General features: G+C 39.7%; 21 protein-coding genes and 1 pseudogene. 5 read left to right on the top strand and 17 right to left on the bottom strand.

Features of this window, described 5'->3' with window-relative positions; all coding sequences use genetic code 11:
- Positions 1-31: 31 nt before the first annotated feature.
- The 4 genes from GO593_RS16150 to GO593_RS16135 all read right to left on the bottom strand — a co-directional run bounded on the left by GO593_RS16150 (position 32) and on the right by GO593_RS16135 (position 4551).
- Positions 32-1036 carry a homoserine dehydrogenase gene (locus GO593_RS16150; protein ID WP_000822392.1) on the bottom strand — a complete coding sequence of 335 codons (1005 nt, stop codon included), beginning with the start codon at positions 1034-1036 and terminating at the stop codon, positions 32-34.
- Positions 1037-1145: 109 nt separating this feature from the next.
- On the bottom strand, positions 1146-1937 hold the full coding sequence (locus GO593_RS16145) for a sulfite exporter TauE/SafE family protein (protein WP_000925660.1): 792 nt from the start codon (positions 1935-1937) through the stop codon (positions 1146-1148).
- 253 nt (positions 1938-2190) lie between these two features.
- Positions 2191-3846, bottom strand: coding sequence for a bifunctional protein tyrosine phosphatase family protein/NAD(P)/FAD-dependent oxidoreductase (locus GO593_RS16140; protein WP_000421155.1), 1656 nt, complete (start codon positions 3844-3846; stop codon positions 2191-2193).
- Positions 3847-3855: 9 nt separating this feature from the next.
- Positions 3856-4551 carry an MBL fold metallo-hydrolase gene (locus GO593_RS16135; RefSeq protein ID WP_000465439.1) on the bottom strand — a complete coding sequence of 232 codons (696 nt, stop codon included), beginning with the start codon at positions 4549-4551 and terminating at the stop codon, positions 3856-3858.
- A gap of 191 nt (positions 4552-4742) precedes the next feature.
- On the opposite strand from GO593_RS16135, the gene GO593_RS16130 reads away from it, so the two are divergent.
- Both GO593_RS16130 and GO593_RS16125 read left to right on the top strand, forming a co-directional pair.
- Complete coding sequence (locus tag GO593_RS16130) at positions 4743-6014, top strand: sigma-54 interaction domain-containing protein (RefSeq protein ID WP_001096444.1); 1272 nt, start codon at positions 4743-4745, stop codon at positions 6012-6014.
- A gap of 69 nt (positions 6015-6083) precedes the next feature.
- Positions 6084-6995: a bestrophin family protein gene (locus GO593_RS16125; RefSeq protein ID WP_000636999.1), complete on the top strand. Its 912-nt coding sequence runs from the start codon at positions 6084-6086 to the stop codon at positions 6993-6995.
- Between the two features lie 47 nt (positions 6996-7042).
- Here GO593_RS16125 and GO593_RS16120 read toward each other — a convergent pair whose 3' ends face one another.
- From GO593_RS16120 to GO593_RS16095, 6 genes are read right to left on the bottom strand one after another with little or no spacing between them, the layout of a single operon-like run.
- Complete coding sequence (locus GO593_RS16120; protein WP_000642305.1) at positions 7043-8101, bottom strand: 2,3-butanediol dehydrogenase; 1059 nt, start codon at positions 8099-8101, stop codon at positions 7043-7045.
- A gap of 29 nt (positions 8102-8130) precedes the next feature.
- Positions 8131-8916 carry an acetoin reductase gene (locus GO593_RS16115; RefSeq protein WP_000238432.1) on the bottom strand — a complete coding sequence of 262 codons (786 nt, stop codon included), beginning with the start codon at positions 8914-8916 and terminating at the stop codon, positions 8131-8133.
- A 26-nt stretch (positions 8917-8942) separates the two neighbouring features.
- Entirely contained in the window at positions 8943-10346 is a 1404-nt protein-coding gene (gene lpdA / locus GO593_RS16110; RefSeq protein WP_001271396.1) for a dihydrolipoyl dehydrogenase, read from the bottom strand.
- A gap of 10 nt (positions 10347-10356) precedes the next feature.
- The gene (locus GO593_RS16105) at positions 10357-11892 is read right to left on the bottom strand and encodes a 2-oxo acid dehydrogenase subunit E2 (RefSeq protein WP_001289735.1); all 1536 of its coding nucleotides are present in this window, start codon (positions 11890-11892) and stop codon (positions 10357-10359) included.
- 1 nt (position 11893) lies between these two features.
- Entirely contained in the window at positions 11894-12913 is a 1020-nt protein-coding gene (locus tag GO593_RS16100; protein ID WP_001133053.1) for an alpha-ketoacid dehydrogenase subunit beta, read from the bottom strand.
- 13 nt (positions 12914-12926) lie between these two features.
- A complete protein-coding gene (locus tag GO593_RS16095) occupies positions 12927-13889 on the bottom strand; it encodes a thiamine pyrophosphate-dependent dehydrogenase E1 component subunit alpha (RefSeq protein ID WP_001177517.1) in 963 nt (320 codons plus the stop codon).
- A 364-nt stretch (positions 13890-14253) separates the two neighbouring features.
- On the opposite strand from GO593_RS16095, the gene lipA reads away from it, so the two are divergent.
- Both lipA and GO593_RS16085 read left to right on the top strand, forming a co-directional pair.
- Positions 14254-15240, top strand: a complete 987-nt coding sequence (gene lipA, locus GO593_RS16090; RefSeq protein ID WP_000364554.1) for a lipoyl synthase — start codon at positions 14254-14256, stop codon at positions 15238-15240.
- A 157-nt stretch (positions 15241-15397) separates the two neighbouring features.
- Complete coding sequence (locus GO593_RS16085; RefSeq protein ID WP_000367580.1) at positions 15398-16537, top strand: helix-turn-helix domain-containing protein; 1140 nt, start codon at positions 15398-15400, stop codon at positions 16535-16537.
- Between the two features lie 46 nt (positions 16538-16583).
- On the opposite strand, the gene GO593_RS16080 is transcribed toward GO593_RS16085, so the two are convergent.
- A complete protein-coding gene (locus tag GO593_RS16080; RefSeq protein ID WP_000126110.1) occupies positions 16584-17336 on the bottom strand; it encodes a TenA family transcriptional regulator in 753 nt (250 codons plus the stop codon).
- A 320-nt stretch (positions 17337-17656) separates the two neighbouring features.
- On the opposite strand from GO593_RS16080, the gene GO593_RS16075 reads away from it, so the two are divergent.
- Positions 17657-18886: a GGDEF domain-containing protein gene (locus GO593_RS16075; protein WP_000775755.1), complete on the top strand. Its 1230-nt coding sequence runs from the start codon at positions 17657-17659 to the stop codon at positions 18884-18886.
- A 96-nt stretch (positions 18887-18982) separates the two neighbouring features.
- On the opposite strand, the gene aroC is transcribed toward GO593_RS16075, so the two are convergent.
- The 6 genes and pseudogenes from aroC to GO593_RS16045 all read right to left on the bottom strand — a co-directional run bounded on the left by aroC (position 18983) and on the right by GO593_RS16045 (position 23555).
- Positions 18983-20074, bottom strand: a complete 1092-nt coding sequence (gene aroC, locus GO593_RS16070) for a chorismate synthase (protein WP_000918444.1) — start codon at positions 20072-20074, stop codon at positions 18983-18985.
- Positions 20075-20086: 12 nt separating this feature from the next.
- Complete coding sequence (gene prmB / locus GO593_RS16065) at positions 20087-21091, bottom strand: 50S ribosomal protein L3 N(5)-glutamine methyltransferase (RefSeq protein WP_000441019.1); 1005 nt, start codon at positions 21089-21091, stop codon at positions 20087-20089.
- Positions 21092-21104: 13 nt separating this feature from the next.
- Positions 21105-21812 (bottom strand): annotated as a pseudogene (locus tag GO593_RS16060) (ribonuclease D); the annotation flags it as partial.
- Between the two features lie 305 nt (positions 21813-22117).
- Positions 22118-22714 carry a recombination mediator RecR gene (gene recR / locus GO593_RS16055; RefSeq protein ID WP_000490551.1) on the bottom strand — a complete coding sequence of 199 codons (597 nt, stop codon included), beginning with the start codon at positions 22712-22714 and terminating at the stop codon, positions 22118-22120.
- 9 nt (positions 22715-22723) lie between these two features.
- Entirely contained in the window at positions 22724-23053 is a 330-nt protein-coding gene (locus GO593_RS16050; protein WP_001024697.1) for a YbaB/EbfC family nucleoid-associated protein, read from the bottom strand.
- A gap of 265 nt (positions 23054-23318) precedes the next feature.
- Positions 23319-23555, bottom strand: a complete 237-nt coding sequence (locus GO593_RS16045) for a hypothetical protein (RefSeq protein ID WP_000917295.1) — start codon at positions 23553-23555, stop codon at positions 23319-23321.
- Positions 23556-23696 lie beyond the last annotated feature (141 nt).

Genomic DNA, 23696 nt, shown 5'->3' with positions numbered 1-23696 from the left:
AAGCCTGCTTTTTTATAAATCATAATTAATTTTAGCAGCCCGTTTTTAGTATCAACTCGAAATCTTTTAAAGCTGCAGCGGCTGTGGCTAATGGCGCAGATGCCCCTCCACTGACAACAAATTCCCCCATTTCTCGCGTTAACACCCGAATACATTTATTAGAACCTTGCAGATGAGCAAACGGATGATTTGCTGGGACTAACCTTAATTCAACACCTGTTTGAATTTGCTGATTTTTAATATGGATAAAACCAACCAGACGAGGAATTATATTTTCTTTTTTCCAATCACGAATATGGTCGGCTGTGACATGACTAATTCCTTGTCGTGGAATATCTTGAATTTTTATATCAGCTCCCAAAACAGTATTGACTAGTATCGTAATTTTTGCAGCAGTATCCCATCCATCTACATCGAAAGAACTATTCGGTTCAGCAATACCTTTTGCTTGAGCTTTTTCAAGAGATTCTGTAAATGCGCATTCGTGTTGCAACATATTATTTAAAATAAAATTTGTGGTACCTGTAAACACACCTTCTATTTCTAAAATTTGGCAACCAGCCAAGTTATATTCAAACAAATCAACAGTCGGTAAAGCTGCAGCAGTGGCACCGCTAAAAAATAGTTTTTTATTGTGCTGATGCGCCAAGTTAATTAGTTTTTTACCTTCTACGACTAAAGCACCTTTAGATACCGCAATCGCATGCATGCTATGTGTTAAAGCATAATTTAAATAAAATAGGCCTTTCCCACCTGTCACATAATCACTTGGTCCAGTTTCAATAATGACATCTGCTTGAACCTGTTCTAAAAACTTTTGCTCAGTTAGGCCTGCTTGATATTGTGTTTTATCTAGCCACTTTGAAGCTTGTAAACCTTCTTGATCAATTAAGCCTGATGATGAGTTACAAACACCCACTAAACGGGCATCAATTTGATATTTTTGTTTATAGTATGTCGACCGATTTAAAAGAAGCTCTGCAATTTGTTGCCCAATCCGTCCAAAACCACAAATTGCCACGTTAATTCGCTTCATTTCACTTTCTCAAAGATTTAAATGGTTTAAATCAATTTTCCAAAGATAATTTTAATATCTCATCTTGGAAAAATTGCTATTTATAGAGAAGGTTAAAATACTATATTGCTCAGATATTTGTTAGATTAACAATCTTAATAACCATATAAATTGCAACAGCAAAAACCATTAAAGCAAAGACCTTTTGTACAATTGCAGACGGAATAAACCGAATAGCTCGGCGTCCTAATAACATACCAAATGCACATGCAAGCGCGAACGCACTAGTAATGGCGACTGGATAGTGAAAGCCCTCTGCAATATGCATCACAATACTCATGCCACTAATAAGGAAAATAATCATAAGTGAGGTTGCAACAATGCTATGCATATCCAAATTTGTGACTTTTCTAAGCGCGGGTACAATTACAAAGCCGCCTCCAACCCCTAACATACCAGTTAAAAGCCCAGCAATAATCCCGATGCTTGCAAGCACACCACCAGTTTTAAAATTCCAGATAAAGCGTCCCGTACTTGGGTTGACCTGACACGGCGGGTTATGAAAATCTGAAACTCGGTTACTGATAAGTCGATAGCCTACAGTAAACATGACCAAGCTAAACATTAACATGAGCCAAATAGATGAAATCGTGTTAGCTATTAAAATGCCGATATGTGCCATAGGAGCACCAATTAAGGCAATCCAGATCGCAGCACGATAACGAACAATCTTTTTAAATAAGCCTTCAATAGTTCCTATGAGAGTAGATAGCGCAACCGCCAATAATCCAATCGGTGCAGCTTGCGCCACGCTCCAGCCTTGACTGGTCATAAGCGCGGGTACAGCAAGAATGCCACCACCCGCACCGGTAAGACCAAGTAAAAAGCCAATCACAATGCCTTCAACGACAAGTAATAACATATTAAAAGCCTAAAATTGCATATACATCGTTTGCAGTAGACTGCTGGTTAATGAGTGAGTTGATCTCGTCTTCTTGCGAAGCTTTAGTCGCTTCTCACGGCAAAGCGTTGCTTTGTTTATCCTCTTCCACTCGAGCACAGCTCTCGTCTTCTTGCGAAGCTTTAGTCGCTTCTCAGGACAAAGCGTTGCTTTACTTATCCTCTTCCACTCGAACATAGTTCTCGTCTTGCGCTCGGGTAAAGCGTTGCTTTACTTATCCTCGCTCAGGTTTGACCATCCACTCACGGCCCTTGAGCATGCCTTGCCAGTAAATCGGCGGTAAAATTTGCTCTTTAAGTAGCCATGCCAAACGAGATGGTTTTTGTCCATCAATCACCCATTTTGGAAAACTTGGAAGTAATTTGCCGCCGTAGCCAAACTCAGCCAGAACGATTTTTCCTCGTTCTACCGTAAGTGGACATGAGCCATAGCCGTTGTACTCGCAGAAGTTTTGCTCACCTTTGAGCTGGGCTATAACATTAACCGCAACGATCGGAGCTTGTGCCCGTGCCGCAGCAGCAGTTTTGGCATTAGGCGCATTCATCACATCACCTAAAGCAAAAATATTGGCGTGCTGTGTGTGTTGTAGGGTTTGAGGATTCACACTCACCCAGCCGGCTTCATCAGTAAGAGTACTTGCACGAATAAAGTCGGGCGCTTGTTGTGGTGGAACAACATGCAACATATCGAAATCTGTTTCGACCAATGCTGCATTTTCATCATTCACCACTTTGAACCATGCTTTCTTTGCAGGCCCGTCTACTTTGACAAGTTGATGGTTAAAATGAAGTTCTGAACCATATTTTTCAACGTATTGCATTAGTGCAGGTACATATTCCTTCACACCAAATAAAACAGCACCAGTGTTATAAAAATGGATAGAGATATCTTTAAGTTTGCCTTGCTTTAACCAGTAGTCCGCTGAAAGGTACATTGCTTTTTGAGGAGCACCGGCACATTTAATCGGCATAGGTGGCTGGGTAAAGATTGCCTTTCCACCGTTTAGCTGTTGCACCAGTTCCCATGTATACGGCGCTAAATCATAACGATAGTTAGACGTCACCCCATTTTTACCTAAGGTTTCAACTAAGCCTTCAATGCCATGCCAATTGAGTTTTAAACCAGGACAGACGACCAAAGCTTTATATTGAATAGGTTGGCATCCTTCCAAAATAACCTGATTATGCTCTGGGTCGAATCCAGCAACCGCAGCTTTCATCCATTTTACTTTTGAAGGTATCACACTTGTCATTGAGCGTGCGGTTACTTGTGGTTTGAAAATACCGCCACCAACCATGGTCCAGCCCGGTTGATAATAATGTGTATCTGCGGGATCAATAATGACAATATCTAAATGAGGTTCACGACATAAAAGACTAGACGCTACAGAAATTCCTGCTGCCCCAGCGCCAACAATCACAACGCTATAACAAGGAATTGTGGCTGGTTCATGATCACGTTTTAAAATACGTGGCACTAAGCCTTTTAAGTTAAACCCAAGCTTATTACCCGACTCAACTAACAGTGCTGCATCTTGTGGAGCAACTTCAGCCAAAGCCCACAAACTGATTGCACGCATACCAGAGCGACAATATGCTAAAACGGGCTTCTGAGCATTCTGATAAAGCTGCTTAAACTCGGTAACTTGTTGATCGGTAATTTTGCCACTGATAACGGGCTGGTAGATTACGTTTAGGCCATGTCGCTGAGCTGCTTCTTCAATTTCAATCACATTGGGTTGATCTGCACCTTCTCCATCTGGACGGTTACATATCAGAGTTTTTATTCCTTGGTCTGCAATTTTCGCAATATCGTCGGCAGTAATCTGGCCAGCAACATAAAAATCTTGATTAATTCGTTTAAGTTCCATATTGCCACCTTATAATTGTGAAATTGAGCCGCAAGCCTGATTAGCAGGAAGTGCTTTATCGATTTGTTTTGGATATGGCAGATTTAAGTTATTCATTAATTCAATAAAATCTTCACGCGAGCGATTCTGACCTAGACGTGAATTATTTAAGCGTTCATAACCAATTGTTGAAGACAAACGACCTTTATAATCGTGTCCCGGATACACAATAGTCTCGTCAGGCAGGCTAAAAAGTTGTTTATGAATACTGTCATAAAGTGTACCTGCATTACCTTGCTGGAAGTCAGTTCGACCGCAACCGTCAATTAATAATGCATCACCAGTGAAAATCATGTTTCCAACTAGGTAACTCGTACAAGCATTGGTATGACCTGGTGTGTAACGCGCTTCAATACTGAGATTGCCAACTTTAAGCATGCAACCATCAGTAATTAAAATATCTCCGCAACTTACTTCTGAGTTTCGGTGTAAAACCGATTTGCAATGGAAACGTTCACGAAGTAAATTTGCAGCGGTAATATGGTCTGCATGAACATGAGTATCTAAGGTATAGATGAGCGTAAATTGATGCTGCTCTAATTCTTTTGCATAAATCTCTATATCTGATGCGACTGGATCAATTAAAACAGCCTCTCGTGTTTCTTCACATCCAAGCATATATGTATAAGTCGAACTTTCTTTTTCAAAAAACTGCTTAAAGAACATGATTTATACCCTAATAATTTATTTCTTTCCTATATTTTGCAAATAAGATGCCAATTATTTAAAATTAAATAATAAATATAAAAATCAAACACTTAAAACAATAATTAAAACTAAACTTAGAAAATGAACTCAGCTTGATGTTCCTATGAAACTCAAGTATGTTTCAATGAAACGATTGTGAAACATATGAAATGGCAAAGTTAAATTTTGAGTCAGAACAGGATTTTTTTATTTTATTTGAGCAGCTTAAAGCTCTATTCCCAAATGCGAGTCTGTTTTTAGCAGACACAACGACTCAAGCAATTCACTATAAATTTAATACAGACGATATTTCTGTAGAGAGTATGGCAGCGCTTACTCAAGACCATCACAATCAATATCTCGAAATTAATACTCCTAAAATGAGAAAGCGATTTATCTATCAAGAACATGATATTTACATCGCAGAGCATCGCATTATCGGGAAATTGCATATTCTACAGCCCGTTAGCATAGAGAATGATATTGCTAATCAAGTAGAGCTCACAGAACAATTGCAAGACTTGGCTAAAATTTTCAATAGTTGTTCACCAGAAATGACTCGTATGTTTTCAATTATTCAAAGAGTGGCAATTACTGAGTTTCCAGTGCTCGTCCGCGGCGAATCTGGTAGCGGTAAAGAACTTGTGGCAAAAGCAATTCATGATTATAGCCAACGTAAAAATAAGATTTTTGTAGCGATTAACTGTGCGGCCCTCAATGCCAATATTCTAGAAAGTGAACTATTTGGGCATGTGAAAGGTGCTTTCACCGGAGCAATTCGCGACCATAAAGGCGTGTTTGAACGTGCCGCAGGCGGAACGCTGTTTCTGGATGAAATTGCCGAGATTCCTTTAGAGCTTCAAGCTAAATTATTACGGGTGTTAGAAACAGGTGAATTTACGCCAGTTGGTGGTGAAAAACCGATTCAGGCCAATATCCGCATTATTACAGCAACACATAAAGCTTTACGCGAAGAGGCTAAGGCTGGGCGTTTCCGTCATGATCTACTCTACCGTCTACGCGTAATTCCAATTTTCATACCACCACTCAGAGAGAGAAAAGTCGATATTCCACTCATTGTCGATCAGATTTTAAAAGAAAGCTCAACTCAACTCGACACAATGCCCCGTCATGTCAATCAAAAAGCCATGCAAGTTTTATTGAATTATGACTGGCCAGGAAATGTTCGTGAGCTTAAAAACACTCTGCTTTATGCTTTAACCATGGCAAATGGTAAAGATGAAATTGAAGTTGAAGACTTACCAAATGAGCTCTTAAATGCAGATGATTACGTTAAATTACCCGAGACAAATGCAGAGCTTAGTCCAGAAAATGTACAAGCAGCTTTAGAAAAATATAACCATAACCTGAATATGGTCGCGAATATTTTTGGAATTAGCCGCACTACTCTTTGGCGATACAGACAAAAGCATAAGCTTTAGCTAGGTATTTAGCTCGTCTAAGGCGTATCATATTGCACTTGGTTAGGTTCGTTAGTTCAAAGGCTTTATATGATTGTTCGTGATAAAAGCAATGTATTTAAACTCTTATTTGCTTGGAAAGGAACAATTTTGCCGAAGGTTTTGCCTGCACTGAGTTTTGTTGTACTTATTTCAGCCTGTGTGGTCTGGCTCTCTTATTACCATTGGATTCAAATTCCCACCGTACCCGCGATCGGATTTACCATCTTTGGTGTGATTCTGTCCATTTGTACAGGCTTTAGAAATAACGCATGTTATGACCGTTGGTGGGAAGGCCGCAAGCTCTGGGGTGCTTTAATTGCCAATGCCAGACATATTGTTAGAGATAGCCATATTTTATCTAATGAACAACGTGAACATTTAATTCATCAGGTCTTAATTTTTAGTAACTTGTTGCGTGATCGACTGCGTCAACAAACAGTCGAACCCACCAAATTTCTTGAGCATGCCTATTTAAATAACTCTTCACTTAATTATTTAAATGAGCATATTAATGCACCTCAGTTTGTACTCGAAAATATTCAAAAAGATTTAGTTAAAATACTAAAAGACGGCGAAATTAGTGACATTATCTATAGCACCTTAAATCGACATATTGTTGAGCTAGGCAATATCCAAGCAGGTTGTGACCGAATTGCTGGTACGCCTTTGCCCTACTCATATTCAGTACTTTTGCACCGTGCTGTTTATTGTTTCTGTTTCATATTACCGTTTAGCCTTGAAGCAGCTTTAGGTATTTGGACACCGCTTATTGTCGGCTTAATCGCTTATATGTTTTTAGGTTTAGATGCTCTAAGTGCTCAAATTGAAGAGCCTTTCGGTTTGCAAGAAAATGATTTACCGCTCGATTCTATTGTTCGTTTAATTGAACGGGAGTCTCTAAGCTCTTTAGGGCAGCCATTACCCCCCATTATTGAAGCCCAAGACAACAATTTACTTTAATAAAAAAGAGCGAATCATCGCTCTTTTTTATAGGCTTAAGTGTCTATTTATGGATGTACAATAATCTTAACGGCTGATTCATTGTTATGAATTAAGGTTTCAAAACCTTGTGAAATCAAATCATCAAGTTGAATGCGCTGGGTAATAAAAGGTTCCAGATTTATTTTACCTTCTTCGACCAGTTTAATGGTTTCTTGATGGTCATTTACGTAGGCAATTGTGCCTCTTACATCGAGCTCTTTCATTACAACACTGTGCACATTAATTGATGCTGGGTGGCTCCAAATCGAAACAATAACTATAACGCCTGTTGGTTTCACTGCCGCGACCAAAGTATCTAACACCTTGTTAACGCTACTACATTCAAACGCAACATCAACACCATCGCCATTAGTAATTTTCATGACCTCAGAAACAACATCAACTTCTGACGGGTCTAAAATATAATCTGCAACACCCGACTCTTTGGCTTTTTCTTTACGTTTGGCACTTAGTTCGGTAATGATGACCTTAAGCCCTTTCGCTTTTAAAATTGCCGAAAGCAATAAACCAATTGGCCCCGCACCGCCAACCAAAGCAATATCTCCAGCTTTTGCACCACTACGTACGAAAGCATGATGACCCACCGATAAAGGTTCAATTAAGGCTGCCTGATCTAGCGGAATTTTATTGGAAATTGGATGCACCCAACGGCGTTTAACTGCAATTTTTTCCGATAAACCTCCGCCACGGCCACCTAAACCAATAAAGTTCATATTTTTGGAAAGATGATAATTATCGCCCGGTCCAGTCGGTACATCATCGGCCACAATATAAGGCTCTACGACGACATGCTGGCCAATTTCAATATCATCAACACCGTCACCTACAGCATAGACCACACCTGAAAATTCATGTCCCATAGTAATCGGTGCAGATTCACCTGAAATAGGATGTGGATGTCCACATGGTGGAATAAAAATTGGTCCTTCCATAAACTCATGCAAATCTGTACCACAGATTCCACACCAAGCCACCTTAATGCCTACAGTGCCGGGAGTGACTTCTGGTTCAGGAATATCTTCAATACGAATATCGCCTCTGTCATAAAAACGCGCTGCTTTCATTATTATCTCCCTCAAATCAGGATGTTGTTTTAGCGATAGACAATTCCGCCGTCCGTTAAAATGGATTGACCCGTTATATAGTCCGAATCTTCACTTGCCAGAAAAGCAACTAATGCAGCTACATCATCTGGTGTTTGGGCTCTACCTAAAGCAATGCCTTCCACATATTTTTTATAAGTTTCACCTATAGCGGCACCGGTAATTTCAGCAAAACGTTTATCAATTTCAACCCACATGTCAGTTCCGACAATTCCGGGACAATATCCATTTACGGTAATACCGTGACTGGCATATTCTTTTGCCGCAGCTTGGGTAAGTGCTCGTACCGCAAATTTGGTTGCCGAGTAAATACCGAGTAAAGCAAATCCATCGTGGCCTGCAATTGAGCAAGCATTAATGATTTTTCCTTTATGTTGCCGCTGCTTAAATTTTGCGGCAGCAGCCTGTATTCCCCACAGCACTCCACCAATATTAATATCAACAATTTTTTGGAATTCATCAGGTGTGATATCCGCAATCGCCTGAACTTGAGCTATTCCAGCATTATTAATCATGACATCAAACCCACCAAGAGTCTCTTCTGCATGATTTATAGCAGCATACACTTGCTCGCGGTCACTTACATCAGCAATAAATGTGCTAGCATTTACACCTAAAGCCTGAATTTCCTGCTGCACATCGTTCAGTCGATCTTGTTTCATATCAACTAATGCAATATGTGCCCCTTCTTGCGCTAAGCGCAGGGCAATCCCACGGCCAATGCCTTGAGCTGCCCCCGTCACTAAAGCGACTTTATTTTTTAATCCCTTAACCATGTTCAACTCCTGTAAATGTAGAATTTCTACATATGAATCGCTCGTTGCATTGAAGCCAAAATGGATTCATGCATGGCTTCTGATAATGTTGGATGCGGGAAAATCACTTGAGCTAAACTTTCATCAGTTGCTTCTAGATATTTCGCCATGGCAAATCCTTGGATATGTTCGGTCACTTCATGACCCACCATATGTGCACCAAGTAATTCACCCGTTTCTGCATGTACCACCGTTTTAACGAAACCTGACGCATCTCCAATTGCTAAAGCTTTACCATTTGCAGTTAAAGAAAACTTACCAATACGTATAGGTAGATTCTTAGCTTTTGCTGCATTTTCCGTTAAACCAATACTCGCCACTTGTGGATGTGTAAAAATACAACCAGGTATCTGGCTACGGTCGAGTGAATGGACGTTTGCCACACCAGCGATTTTCTCGACACATATTATGGCTTCATGGCTTGCTTTATGAGCGAGACAAGGTGCTCCAGCAACATCACCAATGGCATAAAGCCCTGCTACGTTGGTTTTACAATAGTCATCAATTGCCACAAAACCTTGTGGATTGAGTTCTACACCTAAACGTTCTAGTCCTATCCTTGTGGTATTCGGCTGTACACCAATTGCCGAAAGCACGCGATCAAAAACAAGCGTTTGAACATCATTTGCCGTTTCAACCACACAGTGGACTTGCTCATTTTCAATCTGAATACTTTGAACGACAGCATTGGTTATGACTTTCATACCTTTTTGTTCAAATTGTTTTCTAACAAATTGAGCAACTTCTGCATCTTCGGTCGGTAAAATTTGTTTAGCCAAATCAATAAGGGTCACCTGACAACCCAAGTCTTGATAAAGACTGGCAAACTCACTACCAATTGCACCTGAACCTACAACCAGTAAACTTTTCGGTAACTGCTCTGGAACAAGCGCTTCTTTATAGCTCCAGACATATGTTCCATCGACAGGAAGTTGAGGAACATGTCGAGCTTTAGCTCCAGTTGCCAAAATGATATGTGGTGCACTCAAATCCTGACTATTACCTTGAGCATCTGTCACTTCAAGTTTTTCTTTTGCCGTAAGCTGAGCACGACCATTAAACACGGTCACCTGATTCTTTTTCAGTAAGTAATCGATGCCTTGTACTAATTGAGCTGACACTTGTCGGCTATGTTGCACAAGCTTTTGAATATCAAAATCGAGTTGGGATACCTGAAAACCAAACTGTCCGGCATGTTTAAACTGGGTTGCAAGCTCTGCGCCTGCAAGCAAAGCTTTGGTTGGAATACAGCCCCAATTTAGACAAATTCCGCCTAAATGTCGCTCTTCTACAATTGCGGTTTTTAACCCGAGCTGGGCTGCACGAATTGCAGCCACATACCCACCTGGTCCCGCGCCAATCACAATTAAATCAAATTGAGCTGCTGACATGCGGGTTCTCCTACACCAAAATTAAAGCAGGGTTTTCAACAAACTGCTTAAAGCTGGCCAAGAATTTCGCCCCAACTGCGCCATCAATAACTCGGTGATCGCATGACAACGTCGCTGTGACAATCTCACGAACCACTACATTGCCATTTTCGACAACAGCGCGAGATTCCGAAGCACCTAATGCCATAATTGCACCTTGCGGTGGGTTAATAATGGCATCGAACTGTTTAATGCCTAACATTCCTAAATTTGAAATGCTAAAGCTGCCTCCCTGAAACTCGTCAGGTTGTAACTTGCCAGTCTTAGCACGAGTTGCCAAATCACGCATGTCATCGGAAATTTGTGCCAACGATTTTTGATTCGCAGCTTTCACAATGGGTGTAATTAAACCGTTTGGAATCGCTACGGCTACCGAAATGTCCGCTTGAGAGAACTGTAAAATTGATTGAGTCGCTTCATCAAATTGAACATTCACCTCAGGTACTTTAATCAGTGCGGCGGCAGCTGCCTTAATTAGCATGTCATTAATAGAAAGTTTCACTTGTGGAACAGTCTCATTAATCTGCTTACGTAATTTTTGCAAAGCCTCTACGTTGAGATCGACCACTAAGCGGAAATGCGGTGCGTTACGTTTTGCAGCCTGTAACCGTGAAGCAATCGCTTTACGCATTCCATTCATTGCCACCGTCGTAACGGTTGATTGTGGTTGAGTTGCACATTGCAAAGGTTGTTCATTTACTGGCGTTGGGTTATTACGATAGTAAACTGCCTCAACATCTTCTTTACAGACACGGCCACGAGTACCTGAAACACGGCAATCATTTAGGTTAATGCCCCACTGCTTTGCTAAACGACGTGCTACAGGCGTTGCTAAAACTTGGCTATCATCGGCCGTAGATTTAACCACTTTAGCTTGAGTTTGCTGCTTAACATCAGGCCACTGACCACCAGCAGCCTGTACAGCCTTCTGGATGTCTTGAACACTAATACGTCCTTCACGACCAGAACCTGTGACTTTTGCCAAGTTTACATTGTGTTTTTCTGCAAGCTTTAATGCATGCGGCGTTGCAAACAACTCATTAGATGTTTGATAGCCTTGTAATGACTCTGGTACAGCGTAGTCCTCTTTCGCTACCTTTGCAGGAGCTGAAGCACTAGCTGCTACAGTCTGTGGTTGTTCTGTTTTTTCAGCAACAGGTGCAGATGTTTCCGCTTTACTTTGCTCCGAAGGTGCTTCCGGGGCTTGAGCTGCTGAACCACCTAGTGATGCAATAAACTTTTCAATTTCTGCATCAGAAACTTCACTATCAGCACATACGGCAATAAGACCACCAACAGGTAAAGTATCACCATCTTTCGCTAAAATTTTACGGAGCGTTCCAGCAAAAGGCGCTTCTAACACATTGACGATTTTTGTGGTTTCAATTTCACAAATTTCATCGCCTTTATTAAAGCTATCACCCTCTTTAATCAACCATTGGGCGATCGTGCCTTCTTCCATGGATAATCCCCATTTCGGGATCTCCAGCGTTTTAATTTCGCTCATCCTAAGCCTCCAATGTTTTTCGCACAGCTTGCTCAATACGCTCTACACTTGGAATCCATTCTTTTTCTAAAACTGGAGAGAATGGAACAGGCGTATGTGGTGGCGTTACGAGTTCAACAGGTGCTTTCAAATAGTGGAAACCTTTTTGCGCGATCAGGGCAGCAACATCATGACCAAAGCCACAGCGTGCCGCTGATTCATCCACAATAACCACACGCCCAGTCGATGCAACAGATTCTAAAATTCCTTCTTCATCCAGAGGTGAAATTGTGCGAGGGTCGACCACTTCAACCGAAATGCCATCTTTTGCTAGTTTATCTGCTACTTCATTGGCACGGTGTACCATCAGGCCTAAAGCAATAATGGTCACGTCTGTTCCTTCACGGGTGTAATTTGCTACACCAAAAGGAATGGTATATGCATCATCTGGAACTTCGCCTTTAATGTCATAAAGCATTTTATGTTCACAGAACACTACAGGGTCATCATCACGAATAGCCTGAATTAATAGCCCTTTCACATCATATGGGCTAGATGGAACCACAACTTTTAAGCCCGGAACCGCAGCAAATACGTTGTACGGTGACTGAGAATGCTGAGCTGCCGCAGAGAAACCTGCGCCAATCATGCCACGTACAACCATTGGCGCTTTTGCTTTTCCGCCAAACATATAACGGAATTTAGCGGCTTGGTTATAGAGCATGTCATGACACACGCCATAGAAATCCATAAACATTAAATCGGCAACAGGACGTAAACCTGTTGCTGCAGCACCAGCAGCCATACCGATAATTGCAGACTCGGTAATTGGGGTATCAATAACACGTTCCGAACCAAATTCTGTCCATAAACCTTTGGTTACGCCCAATACACCACCGAAACCTTCTAACTGGTTTTCTTCAGTGTTTTTACCGCCGTGCCCACCACGAACATCTTCACCAACAACAAATACGGTTGGATCACGACGCATTTCTGATTCAATGGCTTCTTTAATTGCATTACGAAAACTTTTATTTGGCATCTTTACTATTCCTTTAGTAAGAGACATAGACGTCAGTAAGGAGTTGTTCTGGTTTCGGATATGCCGCAGCACGGGCTTTAGCAACGGCATCATCAACATTTGCCTTTGAAGCTGCATCAATCTCGTCTAGTTTGGCTTCATCAATTTTGCCTTTGACTTTTTCTCGGAAAATTTTCAAAGGATCTTTATTTTCTTTGATGAACTCGACTTCTTCTTTAGAACGAATCAAGCCAGGATCACCTTCGAAGTGGCCATAAAAACGGTTTGTGATGGTTTCAATCACGCTTGGACCTTCACCACGGCGCGCGCGTTCAATGGCAGTTTGAGCGGCTTCATAGACGGCAAAGAAGTCTGTACCATCAACTTTAACTGCCGGTAAACCAAAGCCTGCTGCACGACCAGCAATGTCTTTGCTTCCTACAGCGTAATCATGACCAGTCCCCTCACCAAAACCGTTATTTTCAAAAACGAAAATCACAGGAAGTTTAAGAACAACAGCCATGTTCATCGCTTCAAAAGTAAGGCCTTGGTTTGAACCACCATCACCTGTAAAAGACAGACCGACGCCACCAGTCTTTAAAGTTTTCGCTGTCAACGCTGCACCAATTGCTAAAGGAGGCCCACCACCCACAATCCCGTTGGCACCGAGCATACCTTTATCTAAATCGGCAATATGCATAGAACCGCCTTTTCCACGGCATAGCCCGTCATCTTTACCGAAAATTTCCAGCATCATGGCGTGAATATCACAACCTTTTGCAATACAGTGTCCATGTCCACGGTGTGTTGAAGTGATATAGTCTTTGTCGGTTAAGTTTTCGCAAATCCCGACTGCTACAGCTTCTTCTCCGCTATATAAGTGAATAAAGCCTGGAATATCACCATTGGTATTTTCTTCATGAAGTCGATCTTCAAATTCACGAATATCACGCATGCGTTTATACGCTGCGAGTAATTGCTCTTCCGTTAATTGCATATCCTTTTCCTTTATTATCTTGATTATTAAAAATCAACCAAGTTTCAGCGAGTGTTATATATTTCGCTATAAATAATAAAGCTCAATTTAATTTAATATGCTATTAGACTAAAAAGTTTTAAATAAGTTTTTTAGCTATTAATTTTTATTTATCACAAGCTTACACCGCAAAAATAAAATTAAAAAATTTTAATTAATTTCATATACTTGTAAAACAAACCTTTAACCAACCTTTATTAATTTATAATATTTGCTGTGCACTATACGCATTAATAAATTCTTTATTTCTTATTTATAGAAATAAGGTTTTTTATTATAACCAGTCTAGTTGCAAATTTATTTAATATAAAATGGAATTTTATATATGGACTTAAAAAGGCAAATAGAGACAGGTATTAAGTTAAGAGGAATAGATAAAGTTTCTCGTATTCCTATTAAAATTTTACCTACCGAAGAACTACCTAAAAAACCTGAATGGATTCGAGCAAAAATAACTGATTTCGAAGAAATTCAACGTATCAAAAATTTATTACGCCAACAAAAGCTACATAGTGTTTGTGAAGAAGCCGCATGTCCAAATCTACCTGAATGTTTTGGCGGTGGTACGGCAACATTTATGATTATGGGAGATATTTGTACAAGACGTTGCCCTTTCTGCGATGTAGCACATGGTCGTCCAATGCCTTTAGATGAAAATGAACCTAAACATCTAGCTGAGACGGTCGCTAACCTAAACTTAAAATATGTAGTCATTACCTCTGTAGACCGTGATGATCTACACGATGGTGGTGCAGCACATTTTGTGAAGTGTATTGAAGAAATCAGAAACCGTTGTCCAGATACGCTGATTGAAATTTTAGTTCCGGACTTTCGTGGCCGTTTAGAAACAGCACTCTCTACATTAAGCTTATCACCACCCGATGTGTTTAATCATAATATTGAGACAGTGCCGCGTTTATATAAAGCGATGCGCCCCGGTTCGGACTATCAGCATTCGTTAAATTTATTAAAACGTTTTAAAAAATACTGTCCTGATATCAAAACTAAATGCGGCCTAATGGTAGGGCTAGGAGAAATTGAAGCTGAGGTTATTGCTCTACTCAACGATTTAAAAGATCATGATGTAGATTTAGTGACTATTGGACAATATTTACAGCCCTCTAAATCACATGCCCCTATTCACCGGTTTGTGAATTTACAAGAATTTGAAAGATACACTCAGCATGGTCAGCGTTTAGGCTTTAAAAATATCTGGAGTGCGCCGATGGTCCGTTCTAGCTATTTTGCCGATCGGCAATATTTCGGAGAACCTGCCCCAAAGCCATTTTCAAGAGAGGATGTTTTGTCATAGGGCGAGGCGAAATAACAAAACTTACCCAATAGGATAATAGTCAAACCGTTTAAAATTATTTAAGGTAAATGAAATAACGAGGAAATAGTCACAATAAGAAAGCTAAACCTGTTGAGCGGCCACGGATACGCCATTTCAACGATAAAGGAACTTCGATATGGATATGTCAAAACAATTATTATTGCCTTCTACAGACAACCTTCCGTCTTTCTTTAGACCGGAAACAATCTCTGAAACACCTTGTTTAGGAAAAAAGCCGTCACTCGATCTAGATGCGGCTCCTATATTTGATCTAGATCATGAATGGCAACATTCCTTATTTGGTCGTTCAATCCAAGAGTGCCATAGAAATTTGATGCATATTGCTGAAGATGCGGATATGGCAATTGGGGTGACTGACCCTCACGGTACTTTACTCTGGACATGGAGTAGTACGCCTATGCGTTCATCTGCCGAACAAGTCCATTTTATTGAAGGTGGACAATGGTCAACCCAAGCAGTTGGTCAAAATGCAATTGGTCTTGCACTAAATACACATTCTGCAAGTTGTGTTTATTCACATGAAAATCAGATGAACAGCGTTAGAGACTGGGTATGTTATGCAGCGCCTATCACCGATGCAAACACAGGCCAGTTTTACGGCATTATGAACTTATCAACTAAATATCAAAAGCATAACTCACTTGGAATTTTAGCTGTTGAACGCTGTGCTGATATTGTAAAACAAGCCATTCAACTTCATCAAAAGAACATTTTATATATTAAGGCGCTAGGCACGCCTAAGGTTCAATACAATCAACATGGCTTGACACTCACGCAGCGCCAAATCGAAATTTTATGTATTCTTGCTTTATGTCCGGAAGGCATAAACTTAGAAGAGCTTCACTATGCCTTATATGGCGATCGACCAGTGAGTACCACTACACTAAAAGCTGAGCTCTCACAGCTTCGAAACCTGATTCCCGATGTGATCGAGTCACGACCATATAGACTTAACTGTGAAATTCAATGTGACTTTCTCATGGCTGAGCAAGCACTAAACTTAGGTTTTACTGCAACCACTTTAACGCTGTATAGAGGTAGTTTTTTAGCCAAGTCAGAAAGTCCGTTTTTGTGTGCTTGGAGAGATTGCTTTGACGCCCGCTTGAGTCATGTTATCTATCAAATTGATGATGTAGACCAACTATTACGTGTGGTTAGCCGTGTTCCCGACCGTGTTGATGCCGTTGAACGCTTACTTGAACTTCTGCCCGAAGAAACACCGTATCGGGCAAAGCTCTTAAAATTGCTCGAATAAAATAAAAGGGAGAATATGTAGAATATTCTCCCTTTTTAAGTTGAGATCAAGCAGAGGCTTGAAGCTGTACTCTATAGCAATCGTCTAAAGCTAATTCATAATACCGCAGCCCTTCTTCAGCAGCATGAAATGCTTTTTGCTGCCAGTCAGGACGGTCATTACATAAGCGCTTAATCAACTCCATAGCTTCATATGGATGAAGATCATCGTAATGTGCATGAGCGCGCAACCAAGCTAAAGAACGCTTATCAATGGTAACTTCCGGATGATCCGTATAAGCGTGTATGCCTTTATAGACTTGAATAGACCAGTCACCTGTCGCCCATTCAATTGCCAAATTAGTCGCAGCCAGACATTCAGCCAAGTTGCCACGGTGACTCATATTCCAAAGAAAATGATTCACCGCATTCATCGAAGCTGGCGGACGAACACTATCGAGTTGTTCTACCGTTAACCCAAAACCTTTAGCCCAATCCCGATACCACTGTAAATGGCGCTCTTCGACCTTAATATTTTGAATTAACCAATCTCTTGTTTCAGTAACGCCAGGTTCTGCAAAAGCAGTTGCTTTAGCTAACGCACCAGCCATATAGGACGGGAAATGCGCTACTAATGGATAGAAATTAAGTAAAGCATAACGGAAACTTTCTAGGCTCAATCCCCCATTGGCCATTTCAGTAAAAAACGGATGTTTACTCACCCGCTCCTTCACTGGTAAAAGATCCTCCCAAAACCGCTGAGACCATCCATTATGCGGCGTAATTTCTAAACTCATTCCATATTGATTTAGAGCAGTCATTGCTAATTTTCCTATTTATATGACAGCAATCATCTGTACTTCACGGCTATAAGTCTATCCGAAAATGATAAAGATACAATCTTTAATCGACCATTTGTAATTTTTTCTCAAAGGTTTCGAATCTTTAGATAATTGTGACGCTAATCATTGAAATGTCGTGATTTTTATCACAATTAGGGGGCGTAAAAATCATTACTTTTTTAAAAAATCTGTATTATTATTTTAAATAAACCACACATTATATAACCAATACTTTTAGATGGAACTTTAATAAAACAAGTCTCATTTTATGCCAACTTCCAATATAGAGAGCATTAATTATGAAGTTGCAAGGTTCCAATATATTGGGACAGGAACAAATAGATTTATTAACCACACGCGGATTAAATTTCGTATGGTTTCCAAAGCAACTTGAAACGATATATCGTTTTCAATATCAAAATGGTGCAGCCTATGAGTTTCGCTATAGAGCACCTATTATTTTAATATTATATTTATTTTTAAGCTTTGGTATATACCAAGTTTTACCAACCGAACAAGTTTTATCCTGGTTAAGCTATTATTCTTGGGTAGGCATAATTGTTTTAATCGCCTGGATTTTATCATTTATTAAAAAATTAAATCAGTGGTTTGATTATTATGTCGGAATTGGTTCTTCCGCTGCCGTTGCCATAACATTTATCTTAATTAACGTTTTAGAAAATGGCCAAGATAATGTACTTTTTCATGCAGCAATGATGTATGCCATTGTGATTATTTATGGTGCGGTAGGCATGCGTTTTTATACTGCCATTATTGCAGGATGGGTCGGCGGTCTTATTGGTATTTTGGTAAGTACCTATTTGAACGGAGACATAGACTGGACCTTCTTAAACCGTACATATACGTTTAGTAGTTTCTTAGGCATGACCCTTGCCTATGCTACGGATCGTCAGCACCGTGAAAACTATTTACAAAACTGTATGATTGAGCTCAACCGTATTGAACTCATGCAACAAGCTCAACAACTCTCACTGCTTTCTCAACAAGATGCTTTAACCGGGCTTGCTAACCGACGTTATCTTGATGAAACACTTGATAATGAATGGCGACGCGCATTACGCCATGAGACCCCTCTTACTATTATGATGGTTGATATTGACTTCTTTAAACCATATAACGATAGCTTAGGCCATCTCAAGGGTGATCAGTGTTTAAAAGATATTGCGACTGCAATTTCCTCAATTGCTGCTCGTAGTGGCGATTTGGTTGCCCGTTATGGCGGTGAAGAATTCTTACTTTTGTTCCCGATGACAAATGCACAACAAGCCAAAATTCAGGCCGAAAGATTAATGAATGCAATTAAGAAAATTGCTATTGTTCATCCATGTAGTAGTGTTTCACCATACGTAACTATTAGTGTTGGCGTGGCGACCACAATTCCACGTTTAAATGATTCAATTTCTGCTTTTGTTAGTCGTGCTGATCATGCGCTCTATCAGGCAAAAACAAATGGCCGCAATCAATATCAAATTGCTTTGAATGAAGAACAAATTGTAGATCTAACTTAATGATTTATTTTTAAGGTAATCATGTGATTTCAATAAAAATAGAAAAGCCACATAATTTTGCTTATGTGGCTTTTTTAATACGCTGATTAGAACTAACTATGGTTCAATTGGCGCAAATGGAGGAACAACATCCGCGTTTTGAGCACGGTGGCGTAAGAAATGATCCATTAGTACAATTGCCAACATTGCTTCCGCAATTGGAGTTGCTCGAACGCCTACGCACGGGTCATGACGGCCTTTAGTTAACACATCAGTATCTTCACGATTTAAGTTAATCGTTTTACCCGGAGTAGTAATACTTGCTGTTGGTTTTAGTGCAATCGCCACACGAATGGTCTGGCCACTTGAAATACCACCTAAAATACCACCAGCATGATTTGCTAGAAAACCATGACTAGTCAATTCGTCACGTGTTTCATGTCCGAACTGTCCTGCTACAGCAAAACCATCACCAATTTCAACGCCTTTAACTGCATTAATACTCATCATTGCATGTGCAATATCAGCATCTAAACGGTCAAAGACAGGCTCACCCCAACCTACAGGAACTTTTTCGGCTAAAATTTCTAACTTAGCACCGCAACTTGTACCTTGCTCACGTAAAGATGTAACTAATGCTTCAAAACGAGGAACAGCATCTACATCGCCACAGAAAAATGGATTATTTGGAACTTCATTCCAATCTAGTTTTTCAGCAACTTCATTACCAATTTGAGTCACATGACCGCGGATCAGAACACCAAATTTTTCTGCTAAATATTTCTTCGCAATAGCACCAGCTGCAACACGCATAGCAGTTTCACGAGCACTTGAACGGCCACCACCACGATAGTCGCGGAAACCATACTTTTGCGTATAAGTGTAATCTGCGTGACCCGGTCTAAAAGTTTGTGCAATATTTCCATAATCTTTCGATTTTTGGTCTGTATTGCGAATGAGTAAACCGATTGGCGTACCAGTAGTTTTACCCTCAAACACACCAGAAATGATTTCAACCTGATCAGGCTCTTTACGCTGAGTCGCAAATTTCGAGGTTCCCGGCTTACGGCGATCCAGATCTTTTTGCAAATCTTCTTCGGTTAATGCAAGGCCTGGTGGCACTCCATCAACAATTGCCATTAAACCAACCCCATGCGATTCACCGCATGTAGTCACACGAAAGAGTTGTCCAATACTGTTCCCTGCCATATGTCCAACTCCTTAAACTTGTTCTTCAAATAATTTTCTATAACGACGACATTGTTCAGCAGTCAAAGCAAAAATACCTGAACCACCTTTTTGGAAAGTAAGCCAGTTGAAATCAACTGTATTAAAGTTTTGGCGCATTGCCCATTCAGAGTTACCCACTTCAATGACAATTAAACCATCTTCAGTTAAATAATCTGCCGCTTGAGCAAGCATTTTACGCACGAGGTCTAAACCATCTTGGCCTGCTGCCAATGCAAGCTCAGGTTCGTGTAAAAACTCTTCCGGTAAGTCAGCCATATCTTCGGCATCAACATACGGAGGGTTACTTACAATTAAATCGTACTGGTTTTCAGCTGGAATTTTTTCAAATAAATCCGACTCAAGTAATGCAACTTGGTATTGTTTATTGTGATGTTCAACGTTAATTGATGCTACTTCTAAAGCTTCTTTAGAGATGTCTGTTGCATCTACTTCTGCATCTGGATAAGCATAAGCTAAAGCTACCGCAATACAGCCAGAACCTGTACACATATCTAAAATACGTTGTGGAGTTTTAGGCTTGGTATTTTCTGGTAAGTTATTAAGCGCTTCACGCATTTGGCCATTTTCATCTAAACAATATGGCGCAAAACGTTGCTCAATTAACTCTGCAATTGGTGAGCGAGGGATAAGTACGCGCTCATCCACATAAAATGGCTTATTAAAGAAATAAGCTAAATTTAATAAATAAGAAGTCGGAATACGCTCATTAATACGGCGTTCCAACAAGCTTAAGAATTCTGCTTTTTCACTTGGTAAAAGCTTCGCATCTAAAATCTCTGAATCTGCTGACCATTCAAGAGATAAGGTTTGTAAAACTAATGCAGAGCTTTCTGCGAAATAATCTTCAGTACCTTGTCCTAAATGTGCATCATATTGACGTAATGCTGACACCCCAAAACGAATAAAATCTCGAATTGTTGATAAATTTTCAGCAGCTTCCTGTAAATGTTCAGGGCTAATCGTCGGTCGCTCCACTTAGGCGTCTCCAAAGGATAAAACTACGTGGCTGGTTTGTTGCTCTAACCACCTCTTCACGCCACTCACTTAAATTTTGCAATTGCATTAATTGACGACGTGAATGACGATAATTGCCCACATCTGTATATAACAACGGGGTTGGTGTTTCACTAATAATTTCTTTGGTTAAACTACTACAATCCTCAAGAACATACTCATAAAGCCCTTTTTGTTTGAGCTGATCTTTAATATGGTTAGCCAATTGCATAAGGTATAAAACATCATTTGCCGCATAGCATAGCTGTTGCGGAGATAGAGGACGTGCTAACCAGTCTGATCGAGTCTGGTCCTTTTCAATATCAATCTCTAAACAAAGCTTTAATGCACCTTGATAACTTACTTGTAAACCATGTCCCAAAAAGGATAATCCAACTTGAGTATCAAAAACATTTAATAGGTTTTGTTCATCGGCATAGTGATAGATTAAATCAATATCTTCACCACATGCATGAAAAATATTTTGTTGAGCAAGAAAGATTTTTTTCCAAAACTCGCTTAAATCTAAAGACACTCCATCCAGCAAATATACATTTCCGTTGACATTGACTTGACATACTCCAAGTTTAGGCCAAAGGGTATCAACCTTAATAAATTCTGTATCAAGCCCATAAGTTGAACATTGATCCATTTGTTGAAGAACATCAACCAATTCGGTTTGCTGTTGGATAAACTGAAACATGCTTTCTCAAGTAAATGCAAAGAGTGCTTTAAACTCTGGTATATATAACATAGGATTAGAAAAATGCTACTGAATCCTTGATGAATAATCTATTTTTGAACAATTTTCCAAAAAAGAGATAATTTTTTGATCATTATTTTAAATTTTTCAAATTTAATGTCCTTCTAAATATTTATTTTTTACAAAAGCTTTTTTTAATTTATATATTCATTGAGTCGTTTTTAAAAATATGTTTTTGTCTTTTAAAAAGATTTTTTGATAATACGATATTATTCAAAAAATCTTTGAAATAAGCACCGAGGTACTTATTTCATACGCATACGGTTATGAACAGCCTGACTTAAGGTATGACTATCCACATATTCAAGCTCGCCACCTTGTGGTACGCCTTGAGCAATACGTGTCATGTGAATAGGTAAATGCTTCGTCGCTTCAACCAAATAATGCGCTGTCGCCTGACCTTCCACAGTAGCATTAGTTGCCAAAATGACTTCTTCGATCGTACCTTGGCTTAAACGTTGGATTAGATAAGGAATGCCTATTTCTTCTGGCCCGATTCCATCTAATGGAGAAAGGTGTCCACCCAACACATGGTATTTGCCACGAAAACTACCACTTTGCTCGATTGCCATAACATCTGCCGGAGACTCAACTACACAAAGCAATTGATCATCTCTTTCTGTTGAAGCGCAAATATCACAAATTTCATGCTCTGTTAAAGAGTGGCAAACACTACATTCATGAATATAACTTGATGCTTCATGTAGAGCATGTGCTAAAGCAAATGCACCTTCACGATTTTTCATCAAGAGATGTAAAGCCATACGTTGGGCCGACTTCGGTCCAACGCTAGGCAAAATACGTAAAGCTTGAACGAGTTGTTCAAATCTATCGCTAAACACTGATTTTCCTTAGAACATGCCTGCTAAACCAGGAGGTAAACCCATACCTGAGTTAGCTTTTTGCATTTTTTCTTCAGAAACTACTTCAGCTTGACGCACAGCATCATTCACCGCAGCTGCGATTAAGTCTTCAATCATGTCTGGTTCGTCTTGAAGTAATTCTGGATTAATTTCGATACGTTTTACGATATAACGGCCAGTCATTGTTACTTTAACTAAACCACCACCCGCTTCAGCGTGTACTTCAGTTTGAGCAAGCTCTTCTTTAGCCTTTTTTATATTTGATTCCATATCTTTTTGCATGCGCTGCGCTTGCTGCATGAGCATATTGATATTCATAAACCTAACTCCGTATCTCTATCAAATATTTCAAGTATTATTGATAGTCATATAACACTTCGGAACTTAAACTCTTTGAACGCCCCTATCGATCAGTAAGATCATTGAGGTCAGTACGTTTAAATCAAAATTAATCCGCAATTCTGACACAATAAATTAATGTTTTCTATTGGTATCTATGAAACTCTTTTAGGTAACTCATCCATTTAAAGCTTTCTATACGAAACTTTTTACTGCGAAGGCCAGTTCTAAAATGTAAGTTAAGCTACTGCGAGGCTTGGAGGGTGCTATTGTCGGGTTTATATTCATTTAAAGGAATTTTCTGAAAAGAGGCATTCGCTTTTTCTATTGTATGATCAGCTTCTTCAACTGATTTGTTTGCGTCATTAATCAATAGAACAGTTTCATTAATTTGAGTCGGTTCATCCTTTTGGGCAAATACTTTGTATCCAACCAAACCAATTGCCCCTATAGCAACTAAAATAATTATAGGCTTAAGCATGGTTAAAAACTCACTTTGTTATTTTTATTAAATTTAGAACTTTTATACGTTGTGATTTTTAATTCATTTACAACAAAATGTAGCTTTTTTATTTCAATCGTTGTTTGTGAGTAACTTACCTTAAAGTAAAGCCACACTAAA

The organism is Acinetobacter baumannii, from assembly GCF_009759685.1.
GTDB lineage: Bacteria > Pseudomonadota > Gammaproteobacteria > Pseudomonadales > Moraxellaceae > Acinetobacter > Acinetobacter baumannii.
Note: the sequence above shows the minus strand (reverse complement) of the source record. Positions and strands in the feature narration are given on the sequence as shown.

Bases quoted from the DNA above. Each gene is read 5' to 3' on its own strand.
- GO593_RS16120 (WP_000642305.1), bottom strand. From the start codon at position 8,101: ATGAAAGCAGCGCGTTTTTATGACAGAGGCGATATTCGTATTGAAGAT.
- GO593_RS16115 (WP_000238432.1), bottom strand. From the start codon at position 8,916: ATGGTTAAGGGATTAAAAAATAAAGTCGCTTTAGTGACGGGGGCAGCT.
- GO593_RS16135 (WP_000465439.1), bottom strand. From the start codon at position 4,551: ATGTTCTTTAAGCAGTTTTTTGAAAAAGAAAGTTCGACTTATACATAT.
- GO593_RS16105 (WP_001289735.1), bottom strand. From the start codon at position 11,892: ATGAGCGAAATTAAAACGCTGGAGATCCCGAAATGGGGATTATCCATG.
- GO593_RS16140 (WP_000421155.1), bottom strand. From the start codon at position 3,846: ATGGAACTTAAACGAATTAATCAAGATTTTTATGTTGCTGGCCAGATT.
- GO593_RS16150 (WP_000822392.1), bottom strand. From the start codon at position 1,036: ATGAAGCGAATTAACGTGGCAATTTGTGGTTTTGGACGGATTGGGCAA.
- GO593_RS16100 (WP_001133053.1), bottom strand. From the start codon at position 12,913: ATGCCAAATAAAAGTTTTCGTAATGCAATTAAAGAAGCCATTGAATCA.
- GO593_RS16075 (WP_000775755.1), top strand. From the start codon at position 17,657: ATGAAGTTGCAAGGTTCCAATATATTGGGACAGGAACAAATAGATTTA.
- GO593_RS16125 (WP_000636999.1), top strand. From the start codon at position 6,084: ATGATTGTTCGTGATAAAAGCAATGTATTTAAACTCTTATTTGCTTGG.
- GO593_RS16130 (WP_001096444.1), top strand. From the start codon at position 4,743: ATGGCAAAGTTAAATTTTGAGTCAGAACAGGATTTTTTTATTTTATTT.
- GO593_RS16050 (WP_001024697.1), bottom strand. From the start codon at position 23,053: ATGAATATCAATATGCTCATGCAGCAAGCGCAGCGCATGCAAAAAGAT.
- GO593_RS16145 (WP_000925660.1), bottom strand. From the start codon at position 1,937: ATGTTATTACTTGTCGTTGAAGGCATTGTGATTGGCTTTTTACTTGGT.
- aroC (WP_000918444.1), bottom strand. From the start codon at position 20,074: ATGGCAGGGAACAGTATTGGACAACTCTTTCGTGTGACTACATGCGGT.
- GO593_RS16045 (WP_000917295.1), bottom strand. From the start codon at position 23,555: ATGCTTAAGCCTATAATTATTTTAGTTGCTATAGGGGCAATTGGTTTG.
- lpdA (WP_001271396.1), bottom strand. From the start codon at position 10,346: ATGTCAGCAGCTCAATTTGATTTAATTGTGATTGGCGCGGGACCAGGT.
- GO593_RS16085 (WP_000367580.1), top strand. From the start codon at position 15,398: ATGGATATGTCAAAACAATTATTATTGCCTTCTACAGACAACCTTCCG.
- GO593_RS16080 (WP_000126110.1), bottom strand. From the start codon at position 17,336: ATGACTGCTCTAAATCAATATGGAATGAGTTTAGAAATTACGCCGCAT.
- GO593_RS16095 (WP_001177517.1), bottom strand. From the start codon at position 13,889: ATGCAATTAACGGAAGAGCAATTACTCGCAGCGTATAAACGCATGCGT.
- lipA (WP_000364554.1), top strand. From the start codon at position 14,254: ATGGACTTAAAAAGGCAAATAGAGACAGGTATTAAGTTAAGAGGAATA.